We start from the raw sequence: 12212 nt of genomic DNA on the forward strand, positions 1-12212 counted from the left end.
GCACCGGCGCGCAAGGGGCGCAAGGCTCCCAGGGCGAGGCCGGCGCACAAGGCAGCCAAGGTTTCCAGGGCGCCCAAGGCAACACCGGCGCTCAAGGCAACAGCGGCGCCCAAGGGGCTCAAGGCTTCCAGGGCGACACGGGTGCTCAAGGCGCACAAGGAAACACGGGTACTCAAGGCGCCCAGGGGGCGCAAGGCGCACAAGGCAACCAGGGCAACACCGGAGCACAAGGCTTCCAGGGCACGCAGGGACTCACGGGCGCGCAGGGCGATACGGGTGCTCAAGGCGCCCAAGGCGACACCGGTGCACAGGGCACTCAAGGCACTCAAGGCACCCAAGGCACCCAAGGCACCCAAGGCGACGCTGGTGCACAAGGCTTCCAAGGCGCCCAAGGTGACACCGGCGCTCAGGGACCGCAGGGCGCGCAGGGAGTGGCGGGCACCGGAATCCAGGCCGCCTATATTCAGGGACCGCTGACGGTGATCGCGGATACCCCCGTTGATTTCGGGTGCCAGGCCGGAGACATTGCTGTCGGAACCGGCTATCAGCTGTCGGGTGCGGGTGTCAATCCAGTGCTGATCCAGCCACTTTCGATCAGCGGTTACCAGTTCACTTTCACTGGCGGAGGCGCGGACATCTGGGTGTCCTGCATTTCACTCGACTGACCCATCGCGTCTGGACCTGCGGCCAACAGCCCGGGCAGCGCGGGTCGCAGTAGCCAAGTCAGTAGGCCGAACAGCAAGCCGGACCGCCCTGTTATCGTTCAAGGAGAATAAATGAGCACGCGTCAGATACTTGGGTCACTCGCCTGTGGTGCGATCCTGCTGACCGGGGCCACAGCATGCAGCGAGAAATCTCCCGGCAAAGCGCAGCCGAGCAGCTCCGGCAAGAGCGATCAGGCGAACAGTGGCGCCAACACCGGGGCCGCCTCGGCGGATCTGCTGAAGCTCGGCGTCGAACAGGGCCAAGCCGGTAACCTCGACGCAGCGAAGGCCACCTTCGAGAAGGTGCTGGACGCCGACGTCAACAACAAGTTTGCCTGGTTCAATCTGGGCTTCATTGCCCAGTCACGCAACCAGAACGACGAGGCAATCAGCAGCTACGACAAGGCATTGGCCGCCGACGCCAGTTACAAGCCGGCCCTTTACAACAAGGCCATCGCGCTGGAGGGTACGGAGCCGACGAAGTCGGTGGACATTTACCGCAAGGTCGTTTCGATCGACAACAAAGCATCGACCGCTTACCTTCGGCTGGGCATGCTGCTGTCCCAATCCGGCGACACTGCCGCGGCGCGGAACGCTTTCAGTGCGGCGATCCGGCTGGACAAGCGGCTCGCGTCATCAGTTCCGGAGAAGTACCGAGCGGTCCCAACCGCTTCTTCGCCGGCCCGAGCAGGGAGGTGACTCGTTCAATGCGTACACCGCGCGTAACAGTCTTCACCGGAAGCAATCGCACTCGGTTCATCGACGAGTGTTTCCAATCACTGCTGGCGCAGACTTTCACCGACTGGGAATGGGTGGTCGTGCTCAACCAGGGGTCCCGCTGGCGGCCCGAGCTGCATGACGATCGGGTCCGGCTCATTGTCCAGGACAACCTGAACGGCGTTGGCGCCATCAAGGGGTACGCCTGCGCCGAGGCTGCCGGGGACATCCTCGTGGAGTTGGACGACGACGATGTGCTCAGCAGCGACTGTCTGCAAGAAATCGTCGCTGCCTTCGACCTCAACCCGGAGGTGGGTTTCGTCTACAGCGATACCGCGCAGATCCAGGAGGACGGTAGCCGCTGCGAAGACCGTTTCGCGAGTTCCTTCGGCTGGCGACACTACGACGAGAAGGTGGACGGCCGCGAGGTGCTGGTTTGCCGGGCGATGCCGCCGACGCCGCACAACGTGAGCTTCATCTGGTACGCGCCGAACCACGTGCGCGCCTTCCGCCGGGACATCTACGAGAAGGTTGGCGGTTACGACGAGTCGCTCGACGTCGCTGACGACGCCGATCTCATGGCTCGGATCTACCAGGTCAGCGAGTTCCACCATATTCAGAAGTGCCTGTACCTGCAGCGCATGCATGCCAAGAACACGCAGCGCATCCCGGAAGTCAACGCCCGCATCCAGCAGCGCACGGTGGCCATATACGACCGGAACATTCAACAGAATGCGCTGACCTGGTCACGGCGACAGGGGCTCATGGCGCTCGACCTCGGTGCGGCTCACAACAAGCCGGAGGGCTATCTGGGGCTGGATTACCACGACGGGCCGGGCGTCGACATGGTCTGTAACATAACGAACGGGGTCGACCTGCCTGACAACAGCGTCGGGGTCATCAGGGCAGTGGATTTCCTGGAACACGTGACGGACAAAGTCGCTCTGTTCAACGAGTTGTACCGACTGCTCGCGCCGAACGGAATGCTGCTGTCGCTGACACCCAGCACCGACGGTCGTGGGGCCTACCAGGATCCGACCCACGTGGCGTTCTACAACGAAAACTCGTTCTGGTACTTTACCGACGCCAAGTATTCTCGGTTCGTACCTGAAATCAAGTGCCGTTTCCAGACGTCACGGCTGGTCACTTACTACCCGAGCGAGTGGCACCAGACGCACAACATTTCGTACGTCTCCGCGAATCTCATCGCGATCAAGGACGACACCGTACGCAACGGCGGTCTGTTGACCATCTGAATCGGGCAGAGCGTAACAAGCGCCCCGTTCCAATCGCGCATGAGCAGCTGCTCCGCCGATGTGGGCAGCGGCCGGTCAGACCGTCGGCGCCACCAAGCAGAGGACATGGCCGTCCGGATCGGTGAGCACCGACTGTCGTTCACCCCAGGGCTGATCAGCTGGCGCGTCAACCACCTGAGCACCTGCCCGCAGCGCCGCAGCGGTCGCCGCGTCGACATCCGAGACGAGGAAGCTCACCGCCACGCCGGCCAAGCCAGGCGTAGGTGGGCGTTCGTGCAGCAGAAGCTCAACCCCGGCATCCGGAACGGCCAAGACCACCATCTCGCCGGCGCTGTACTTTTCTGTCAGCCCCAACGCATCCCGGTAGAGCGCCAGCGCACGCTCCCGATCCGCCACCGACACGATGATTCGCCGCAGTCCTCGTACCGTCACAAGGCCACCTTAACGGCGCAGGCTCGCTGCGGCGTTCCCGGCAAGCTGCACCTGTGGGACGTCACTGTGGGGTGACCGACACCATCCACAGGTGGCCGTCCGGGTCGGCGAAGACGCCCGCGTACCCCCAGGGCTGTGTGGTCGGCTCGGAGACGACCTCGCCGCCGGCGGCGCGCACCCGCTCGACGACCGCGTCCGCCTCGGCCGGGGTGGCGGCGCCGAGGCCGAGAAGGCACTCGCTCTGCCCCCGCGGGGCGACCTCGCGCCCACCGATCACCCAGCCGAAGCCGCCGGTCGGGATGAGCATCAAACGCAGCCCATCGTTGACCACGAACTGCAACGGCTCCGGGATGCCGTCATCGGCCAGCTCACCCACCGCTTCGAGGCCGAGACTGTCGCGGTAGAAGCGGTACGAGGTCGGGCGATCGGCGATCGGCAGACTGATGATCAGTGGCGCAGCTGACATGGACGAAACCTCCACAGGTCGGGCGGACGCGGCCATCGGATCGGACGGTGAGGACCGCGCTTGCAGTATGGACAGGGGGACTGACACTCGTAACGCGTCGGTGACCGGTGGCGCTGGATGCCGTGAGAGTGGCGTGCCGCCCACGGGCGGCACCACCGCCCGCTCCGCGGACCGGCACGTGCTCTGCTGATCGACCCCGTCCTCTAGCGTGGCCGCCATGAGTGTCGACGGTTGGTTGGCAGACACCCGCACGTCCTACGACACGGTCGCGGTCAGTTACGCGCACCTCGTCCGCGACTTCCTGGCGCAGGCACCTTATGAACGGGCGGCTCTGGCGTTGTTCGCCGACCTCGTACGCGCCACAGGTGGTGGTCCGGTCGCGGACGTGGGCTGCGGACCGGGTCGCATCACGGCGCACCTGAACGAGCTGGGCATCGCCGCCTTCGGGATCGACCTCTCCCCCGGAATGATCGCGGTGGCCCGCCACGACCACCCCGACCTGAGATTCGACGTCGGCTCCATGACCGATCTCAATCTGCCCGACGGCTCGGTGGCCGGCCTGGTCGCCTGGTACTCGCTCATCCACATTCCCGACGAGCAGCTCGGCCAGGTCCTCGCGCATCTCCGGCGCGTGGTGCGCCCCGGAGGCCCGCTGCTGGTCGGCTACCACGTGGGCGACGAGACGACGCTCAAGACCGAGGGGTACGGCGGTCACCCGATGAAGATCCACGTGCACCGCCGCCGGCCGGCCCAGGTCGCGGCCTGGCTACGCGACAACGGGTTCGCGGTCGAGGCCGAGATGACGGTCACCTCGCCCGAGAGCAAGCTCGGCGGCATCACCTTCGGACGACGAGAGCCCTGATCACCCGCGGGTCTGCCGCCAGGCGTAGGAGGCCAGGAAGAACGCCGCACCGGCCCAGACCAGGCAGTAGGCGCCCAGCCCGACGGTGCTGATCGACTCGTGCAGTCCGAAGTAGCCGATGAGGAACTGAATCGTCGGCAGCAGGAACTGAAGCATCCCGAGCACCGTCAGCGGCGTCCGGACGGCCGCGAAGCCGAACAGGACGAGCGGCAGCGCGGTGATCAGACCGGTGCTGACGAACAACGCGGACCGGATCGGACTGTCCCCGAAGTGGCTCTGGCCGGTCGTCGAGAGAAAGGCGATGTACGCGGCGGCAGGAACGGCCAGCGCTGCCGTCTCCACCGCCAACGCCCGCCAACTCGGCATAGCCGCCCACTTGCGAAACAACCCGTAGATGCCGAAGGTGGCGGCGAGGCCGATCGCCACCCACGGCGGCCGTCCGGCGTCGATCCCCAGCCACACCACGCCCGCCGTGGCCAGAGCCACGCCGGCCCACTGCGCGATCGCCATCCGCTCCTTCAGCACCACCAGGCCGAGAAGGGCGCTGAAGAGCGGGTTGATGTAGTAGCCGAGGGCAGCCTCGATCACCCGCCCACTGTTGACCGCCCAGATGTAGAGGCCCCAGTTCGCCCCCACGAAACAGCCGGCGCCTGCCAGCAACGCCAGGACTCGGGGCTGGCGGTGCATCACACGCAACCACCTGAGGTCGCGCTGGATCGCCAGGACGATGACGACGAAGACCAGCGACCAGACGATGCGGTGGGCGAGGATCTCCAGCGCGGGCGCCGGCTCCAGCAGCGGCCAGTAGAGGGTCAGCAGACCCCAGATGACGTACGCCGCGGTTCCGGCCAGCACGCCCGTGCTGGTTCGGCGTTCACCGGCCGGCGCGGTCGTCTCCGGCAGAGGTGCGATGCGGGTCATCCGGCGCTCCGTGCTACGCCCCGCCGAGCGAACCGGGTGCGCTGCCGCAGCCACATGCGCAGGTCATGACTTGGGCCGCGATCCCTGGTGCGGAACGTCCCGAGGCGCTGACCGAGGATGTCCACCTGCCCACGAGTGGGATGCCGGTCGGCGCCGAGCACGCTGAGCAGCGTGCTCTTGCCCGCACCGTTGGGCCCGATCAGTGCCCAGTGCGCCCCGGCGCGGATCGTGACACTGATATCCGCGAGCAGCAGGCGACCCTCCCGCACGACGTCGACGTCCCGGGCCTCGAGCACCTTGTCGCCCGGGTCGGCGTACCCCGTCATTTCTGCGTCTCGGTGAGGAAGACGCCGAGGGCCAGCGCCACCAGGGGGATCAGACAGATGATGGTGAACACGCCCTGCGGACCCCAGGCTTCCGCCGCCACGCCGAGGACGGGCGCGAGGAGGCCGCCGATGCTCACGGCGAGCCCGAGCGTCACGCCCGCCGCAGTGCCGGGCCGCGTCGGCAGATAGTCCTGGCCCAGCTTGACCAGCACGGCGAACGGGATGTTCAGGGCGATGCCAGCGAGCACGGCGAAGACGAGCGGCGGGTACTCCCCGGGCGTGAGCCGCAGGCCGACGAGCGCGGGAACCGCGACGATCGCGCCGAACTGCACGGTGCGGACCATCCCGACGCGGTCGGCGATCCGACCCCCCAGCAGGGTCCCGGCCACTCCGCCGACCAGGAAGCACGCCAGCGCCGCGCCGGCGAGACTCTTGCCCGCGCCCAGATGGCGTATCCAGAACAACTCGATGAAGGTGATCGCGCCGAAGAAGGCGACCGACCTGACGGTCTCGATGCACGTCAGCACCAGGAAGGGGACCCAGCGGTCCCGGCCGCTGTGCGAGATGGTGCGCGCGGCCGGGCGCCGCAGCCGATTCCGGTACAGCAGGAACCCCATGAGCACGGCCGGCGGGATGAAGAGCGCTGTCGCTCCGACGCCCACCGCGATCAGTGCGGGAGTGGCCAGTACCGGTGCCAGAAAGAACCCGACACTGCCCCCGGCGGCGAAAATACTCATCGCTGTCGCGCTGTCGCCCGCTGCCATCCGTGCCGACTTTCCGGCGGCCGGATGGAACATCGCCACGCCGAGTCCCGACACGCACAGCAGAAGCCAGACCGCCACGTAACTGTGCACGAGACCGGACAGGCCGAGCCCGACTCCGGCGAGCGTTACTCCCGCCCCGGCCAGCCAGTCCAGCCGGTAACGGTCGACGGCGACACCGATGAATGGCTGCGGAACGGAGCTGCCCAGTGTCGCGGCGAGCGTGAGGACTGAGACGAGCGCTACGCAGCACCGGTGGCGAAACTCCGTGGACCAGCACCGGCAATGATCGGAAACTGCCGGGATGGAACCGACACAGACGGCGCTCATCGTGCCGATACCCGAGGCCGAGGAAGCGGTAGGCCGGTTTCGGGAAACTCTCGACCCCGCTGCCTCATGGGGCGTGCCGGCACACGTGACCGTCCTCTACCCGTTTCTGCCTCCGCAGCAGATCAACGACCAGGTCCAGACCGTGCTACGCAAGGCCATTGCCGGCATACCGCGGTTCGACGTCGCGCTGACCCACATCGGCTGGTTCGGTGACACGGTCGTATGGCTTGCACCGCAGCCGGACCGTCCGTTCCGGAACCTCACCGCAGCGGTGTGGCAGCGGTTTCCCGAGACCACTCCATATGCCGGGGTGCACACCGAGGTGGTGCCGCACCTGACCATCGGTCACGACGCCCCCAAGCCCACCCTGAGCCACGCCGCGGAAACGGTCTCCGCGCAGCTGCCGATCAACGCGGCCGTCGACATGGTTCGGCTCATCGCCGGAACGCCGGGCCTGAGCCCTTGGCGCACCGTCTGCGAGTTCCCACTGGGGGCGGATCTTTGAGTACGTGTCGGCCTTCCTCCGCGTACCGAATCAGCACCCTCTATCAATGACGCTACCTCCGGCGTCCCGGGTGGGTCGGCACCCGGCTCCCCGAGCAACGCCGGTGGTTGTGGACTGCGATCCGCACCGCACACCCGCACTCGCCGTGGGGCCAACGACCCCCTGAGCGGCTATTCGTCGACGCGGAACTGAGAGCCGCTGTCCCGCTACCAGCAGGGAGCCGTCCGACACCTGCGCACACGGCTGGAGGGGCTGCTCGGCCCTGTGAAGGCAAGCGAAAGGCCCAGGTCATGATCGGCAATGAAGCCGGTGACCTGGGCCTTTCGGTGGAGCCGCCTGACGGAATCGAACCGTCGACCTACGCATTACGAGTGCGTCGCTCTAGCCGACTGAGCTAAGGCGGCAACGATCAGCAAGTGTACGGCACCCCCCGGCCCCGGACCGAACGGGATACCCCCGCGCCTCCGTCAACACCAACCGGACAACCATTGCCATCTGGCTAATTACCGGACAGCGCCTCGCCGGGACCGGTACTACGCTGCGGCGGGTGAGTGACGAACGCGACGATCACCAGACCCCGGCGGGCGAGCAACCCGACGGGGAGCGGGCCCCTCGCCGGCCGCGCTCCACCGATCCACTGGAGTTGGGTTTCACCCCCCGCAAGCCGGTGCCATGGCTGGCCCCGTTCCTGTTGATCAGCACCGGTATCCGCACGCTGTTGGCGATCCTCTTCGGCGCCTACCTGGACAAGCGCGAGTTGCAGAACGCCTTCGGCGACGGCATCTTCCGCCAGGCGGGGCCGGACGGCGGGCTGTGGCTCGACTACGTGGCCGACCTCGGTGACGGCTTCCACGCCACCTACTCCGTCGCGTACCTGCTGGCGCAGCCGGAGCTGACCGTGGACGGGCACCGGCTGCCCCGTGCGCAGACCCTGGTGATGGGCGGGGACCAGGTGTACCCGTCGGCGGCCTACGCGGAGTACGAGAACCGGTGCAAGGGGCCGTACCAGGCCGCGCTGCCGGCGGCCCCGCCCGACCGTCCCACGCTGTTCGCGGTGCCGGGCAACCACGACTGGTACGACGGCCTGACCGCCTTCCTGCGGCTGTTCGTTCGCTCCCGGGACCGCAACTTCGCCGGCTGGCGCACCGGGCAGTCGCGGTCGTACTTCGCCGTGGAGTTGCCGGCCGCCTGGTGGCTGCTGGGCGTCGACGACCAGTCCGGCTCATATCTGGACGACCCACAGTTGGCCTACTTCGACGAGGTGGCCCGGCGACTCACCCCGGAGTCGAAGGTGATCATCGCGGCGCCGTCGCCGACGTGGGTCAAGGCCGCCGACGACCCCATGGCGTACGACTCGATCGACTACTTCGTCCGGACCATCATCGACCCGACCGGGGCGCAGGTGCGGCTGCTGCTCTCCGGCGACCTGCACCACTACGCCCGCTACGCCGGCCCGGACCGGCAGTTGATCACCTGTGGCGGCGGCGGTGCGTACCTGTACCCGACGCACAAGCTGCCGGAGCGCATCGAGGTGCCGCCCCGGGACACGCTGGCTCGGCGGGCCAGCCGCACACAGCCGTACGACCTGGTGGCCCGCTATCCGGACGCGGCCCGCTCCCGGCGCTACGGCTGGGGCATCTTCGCCCGACTGCCGTTCCGCAACCCCGGCTTCGCCACGCTGCTCGGCACCCTGCACACCCTGCTGATGCTGGCCATGGCGGGCGCGACGGCGAACTGGGCCGACAGCACCAACCAGCGACTGTTCAGCGTCCCGCTGGTGCTGATGGTGCTCGTGACGGTGGTGGCGGCGGTCCTGTTCGCCAAGCCGCCCAGTGCCAGCGGCAAGCGGCATGTCCGGCACTGGATTCTCGGCGTCAGCCACGGCGTGGCCCAGGTGGCGTTGGCCGCGGGCGGCACCTGGGTCTGGTTGGCGCTGCCGTTCTACGACTGGCCGTGGCCGCTGCCTGCGGTCGCCGCGGCGGTGCTGTACGGCCCGGTCATCGGCCTGGTGGCCAGTCAGCTGGTGGCGGCGTACCTGCTGGTCGCCGGTGCGTTCGGGGTGAACGTCAACGAGCTGTTCGCCGGGCAGGGTATCGAGGACTCCAAGTCGTTCCTGCGGTTGCGCATCGACCCGGACGGCACGCTGACCGTCTATCCGATCGGAATCGACCGGGTCTCCCGCGACTGGCAGGTCAACCCCGACGACTCCCCCTCCGCAAGCTGGCTGACCCCGAAAACTCCGCTAACTCCCCACCTGACCGAACCCCCCATGGTCCTGCACTGACCCTGACCGCACCCACCAGGTGATCAAGAGGTTCGCGTCATTCGGGGCCCGAATTTTGACGCAAACCTCTTGATCAACAGGGTTAGCCGGGGGGCCAGGGGGTGTAGTCCGGTTCCCCTGGGGTGGAGGAGGTCCTGCTCTACGGAGTGGGGCCTTCTTCGTATGACCGGCGCGATCCGCAGACGTCAGACAGCGAGCACCGCTTGGTCTCGCCGCTGGAGAGCTGGCGAACAGTCACCGTCTCGCTCGGGACGTGCCGCGAGACGACCCTGGCCTCGCCTTCCGGGGTGGTAACCCGCTGGCCGCTCGTCGGGTATGTGCCGCTTCTGTCATACAGCGGGTGCTCGTACTTCAGGCAGCACATCAACCGGCCACACGCCCCCGAGATGCGCAGCGGGTTCAGCGGCAGATCCTGGTCCTTGGCCATCCGGATGGTCACCGGCTCGAAGTCGGTGAGGAACGTCGCACAGCACAGGTCCCGACCACACGAGCCGATGCCGCCCTGGACGCGGGCCGAATCCCGTGCCGAGAGCTGCCGCAACTCGACCCGGCAGTGCAGGGTGGCGCCCAGGTCGCGGACCAGGGAACGGAAGTCCACCCGGTGCGGGGCGGTGAAGTAGACGGTGCTGCGCTCGCCGCCGCCGTCACCCGAGCCGAGCACGTGGTCGACGGCCACCACCTTCATCGGGAGGCCGTGCGCACGGATCAGCCGCTTCGCCGCCACCTTCGCCTCGGCCTTACGACGGCGCAGCGCCTCGTCCCGGAGCAGGTCGTCGTCGCCGGCCAGCCCGACCAGCCGGGGGAAGCCGTCGGTCTCCTCGGTCACCCACTGGGCGGCCCAGACGCACTCGGCCACCTCGGGCCCGTCGTCGGTCGGCACCAGCACCCGGTCGCCCACCTGCGGGCGCAACTCGCCCGGGTCGAGGTAGTAGAGGCGCCCGTACCGGTTGAAGCTGACCGCGCAGAGCATGCCCATCCCCCCACCTTACGACGCATCACCGCAAAGGGCGCACCGGCCAATCCCTCCATCGCATCCATGACCGTCGACTCGACCTATTGCCGGGCCACCCGTCGTGCCGTTGACCCTCGCCCGGACGGTTGATTCCGGCCGCGGGTGGGGGACAAACGTCTCCGGGCGGCGTTGAGTGGAGGCAGACCTGCGGGGGGTGCAGGGGGAAGACCACGGCGTCGCCGTGGGCGCCGACTCTGCTCGGGCGCCCGCGAGCGACGCCGTGGCCTGTCGGGGGACGCGGCGATCGGCTACCAGCCGACCCGGGTGGGCTGGTCGTAGCGGGGACGGGCGTCCATCGACGACCGCCAGGTGGACTCGGCCAGGCTCGGCGCCCATTGGCGCAGCAGTGTCTCGGCGCCGTCGTACGCGACGCACAGCACCGCCAGCACCCGCGCGGCGATCTCGGCCGCGTCGGCGACACCCGGCCCGACCGGCGTCAGGCGGGCCGGCGGGCCGGTGGCGGTGGCGGCGACCACGGCCACCGCCTCGGCCGAGCGCAGCACGTCGGCCATCGTTCGGGCCAGGGCGAGGCGGCTGCCCTCCACCCAGTCGGCGAGGGCGTCCGCGTACCCGGCGGTGGATTCCAGTCGCCCGATGAGGCTCTCCGGGCCCTCGTCGAGATGGCGCAGCAGCGCGGCGCGTTCCTGCCCGTACGCCGAGGCGGCCGGACCGGACCAGAGCACCGGGTCGGTGAGGGCCGCGCCAACGTCGTCGTACCCCCGGACCAGCCGGCGCACCGCGTGCCCGGCGCTGGCCAGCGGCGCCGGGTGCAGGTCGAGGAAGCCCCGGACGGCGTCACCCGGCAGCACCTGCATCCGGCGCAGCAGAGGCCAGACCCGGTGGCCCTCGGGAACGCCGGCCGCGAGCAACGCGTCCACCCGGTGGAGCAGGTCGAGGCCGGGCTCGGCGAGCCGGTCCAGTGGGTCCATCACGGCTCCCCGATGATCCGGCGGCGGGCGGCGCGGTCGACCTCGGCGTACCGGTCGGCGGCCTCGCGGACCGCCGAGGCGGCGGCGGCGAGCCGAGCGGCGGCGGCCCGTGCCTCGCGGGCCCGGTCGTCGGTGGCGGCGGTCCACTGTCGGTGCAGCGCGCGACCGATCTCGCCGGGGCGGCCCGGGGCGTCCGTGCCGAACGCGGCCTGGGCCGGGTCGCTGGCGGTGACCGTGTGGGACAGGGTGGTCAGCGTGGCGCTCGCCTCGTCGAGCCGGGCGGAGAGCGCGCGCAGGGTGTCCATGTCAGGCCCCCGCGAGCGGTCGGTAGGCGGCGAACGTCTCGTTGTGCAGCTTCTCCCGGGCCCACTCGGCGGCGTCGGCGGCCGCGGTGACGGCGGCCTGCACCGAGCCCGCCACGTCTCGTGGGCTGCGGGTGTGCAGCGGCCCGAGGAACCGGACGTCGGTGATCCGCCCACCGGCGGTGACCACCACCTCGACCAACCCGTCCGGCGACCGGACGGTGACCTCGACGGTCGACACGGCCTGGTCGAACTCGGCCTGCAGCGATTCGATGCGGCGGTAGCGCCGCACCGCCTCCTCGATCCAGGCCTCGTCGATCTCCCCCCGCGGCATCGGCGACTCCTCCCGGATGGCCCCTCACTGAGCGTGCCGTCACCGTCACCACGGCACACCGGACCGTACCG

The 12212-nt window shown here is 68.8% G+C and carries 14 protein-coding genes, 1 tRNA gene and 1 pseudogene; 6 read left to right on the forward strand and 10 right to left on the reverse strand.

Features of this window, described 5'->3' with window-relative positions; genetic code table 11:
* The 3 genes and pseudogenes from ACFYPR_RS13310 to ACFYPR_RS13320 all read left to right on the forward strand — a co-directional run.
* A pseudogene (locus tag ACFYPR_RS13310) lies at positions 1-665 on the forward strand (hypothetical protein); the annotation flags it as partial.
* 111 nt (positions 666-776) lie between these two features.
* Positions 777-1403, forward strand: coding sequence for a tetratricopeptide repeat protein (locus ACFYPR_RS13315; RefSeq protein WP_387260092.1), 627 nt, complete (start codon positions 777-779; stop codon positions 1401-1403).
* Between the two features lie 8 nt (positions 1404-1411).
* Positions 1412-2677: a glycosyltransferase gene (locus ACFYPR_RS13320; RefSeq protein ID WP_387181340.1), complete on the forward strand. Its 1266-nt coding sequence runs from the start codon at positions 1412-1414 to the stop codon at positions 2675-2677.
* A gap of 75 nt (positions 2678-2752) precedes the next feature.
* Here the strand turns inward: ACFYPR_RS13320 and ACFYPR_RS13325 are convergent, their stop codons facing one another.
* Both ACFYPR_RS13325 and ACFYPR_RS13330 read right to left on the reverse strand, forming a co-directional pair.
* Positions 2753-3109, reverse strand: coding sequence for a VOC family protein (locus tag ACFYPR_RS13325; RefSeq protein WP_387181337.1), 357 nt, complete (start codon positions 3107-3109; stop codon positions 2753-2755).
* 61 nt (positions 3110-3170) lie between these two features.
* A complete protein-coding gene (locus ACFYPR_RS13330) occupies positions 3171-3575 on the reverse strand; it encodes a VOC family protein (protein ID WP_387181335.1) in 405 nt (134 codons plus the stop codon).
* A gap of 217 nt (positions 3576-3792) precedes the next feature.
* Here ACFYPR_RS13330 and ACFYPR_RS13335 point away from each other — a divergent pair, with 217 nt between their 5' ends.
* Positions 3793-4437: a class I SAM-dependent DNA methyltransferase gene (locus ACFYPR_RS13335; protein ID WP_387181333.1), complete on the forward strand. Its 645-nt coding sequence runs from the start codon at positions 3793-3795 to the stop codon at positions 4435-4437.
* Here ACFYPR_RS13335 and rarD read toward each other — a convergent pair whose 3' ends face one another.
* Genes rarD through ACFYPR_RS13350 form a run of 3 tightly spaced genes read right to left on the reverse strand, consistent with a single transcriptional unit; the run spans position 4438 to position 6775 of the window.
* Positions 4438-5358, reverse strand: a complete 921-nt coding sequence (gene rarD, locus ACFYPR_RS13340) for an EamA family transporter RarD (protein ID WP_387260095.1) — start codon at positions 5356-5358, stop codon at positions 4438-4440.
* On the reverse strand, positions 5355-5684 hold the full coding sequence (locus tag ACFYPR_RS13345; protein WP_387260098.1) for an ATP-binding cassette domain-containing protein: 330 nt from the start codon (positions 5682-5684) through the stop codon (positions 5355-5357). The genes rarD and ACFYPR_RS13345 overlap by 4 nt, the downstream gene beginning before the upstream one ends.
* The gene (locus ACFYPR_RS13350) at positions 5681-6775 is read right to left on the reverse strand and encodes an MFS transporter (protein ID WP_387260099.1); all 1095 of its coding nucleotides are present in this window, start codon (positions 6773-6775) and stop codon (positions 5681-5683) included. Before ACFYPR_RS13350 ends, ACFYPR_RS13345 begins: the two co-directional genes overlap by 4 nt.
* On the opposite strand from ACFYPR_RS13350, the gene ACFYPR_RS13355 reads away from it, so the two are divergent.
* Entirely contained in the window at positions 6750-7280 is a 531-nt protein-coding gene (locus ACFYPR_RS13355; RefSeq protein WP_387181319.1) for a 2'-5' RNA ligase family protein, read from the forward strand. The genes ACFYPR_RS13350 and ACFYPR_RS13355 overlap by 26 nt on opposite strands.
* A gap of 327 nt (positions 7281-7607) precedes the next feature.
* On the opposite strand, the gene ACFYPR_RS13360 is transcribed toward ACFYPR_RS13355, so the two are convergent.
* A tRNA-Thr gene (locus tag ACFYPR_RS13360) sits at positions 7608-7684 on the reverse strand.
* A gap of 143 nt (positions 7685-7827) precedes the next feature.
* On the opposite strand from ACFYPR_RS13360, the gene ACFYPR_RS13365 reads away from it, so the two are divergent.
* Positions 7828-9564 (forward strand): metallophosphoesterase family protein, encoded by a 1737-nt coding sequence (locus tag ACFYPR_RS13365; RefSeq protein ID WP_387260102.1) that lies wholly within the window; start codon positions 7828-7830, stop codon positions 9562-9564.
* Between the two features lie 139 nt (positions 9565-9703).
* Here ACFYPR_RS13365 and ACFYPR_RS13370 read toward each other — a convergent pair whose 3' ends face one another.
* From ACFYPR_RS13370 to ACFYPR_RS13385, 4 genes are all read right to left on the reverse strand, one after another.
* Entirely contained in the window at positions 9704-10540 is an 837-nt protein-coding gene (locus ACFYPR_RS13370; RefSeq protein WP_354854689.1) for a regulatory iron-sulfur-containing complex subunit RicT, read from the reverse strand.
* 284 nt (positions 10541-10824) lie between these two features.
* The gene (locus ACFYPR_RS13375) at positions 10825-11505 is read right to left on the reverse strand and encodes a hypothetical protein (protein WP_387260104.1); all 681 of its coding nucleotides are present in this window, start codon (positions 11503-11505) and stop codon (positions 10825-10827) included.
* Entirely contained in the window at positions 11505-11810 is a 306-nt protein-coding gene (locus ACFYPR_RS13380) for a hypothetical protein (protein ID WP_354854687.1), read from the reverse strand. Before ACFYPR_RS13380 ends, ACFYPR_RS13375 begins: the two co-directional genes overlap by 1 nt.
* Before the next feature lies 1 nt (position 11811).
* Positions 11812-12141, reverse strand: a complete 330-nt coding sequence (locus ACFYPR_RS13385; RefSeq protein ID WP_007454690.1) for a YbaB/EbfC family nucleoid-associated protein — start codon at positions 12139-12141, stop codon at positions 11812-11814.
* Positions 12142-12212: the final 71 nt, after the last annotated feature.

The organism is Micromonospora sp. NPDC005254, from assembly GCF_042872525.1.
In the GTDB taxonomy this organism is placed as follows: domain Bacteria; phylum Actinomycetota; class Actinomycetes; order Mycobacteriales; family Micromonosporaceae; genus Micromonospora.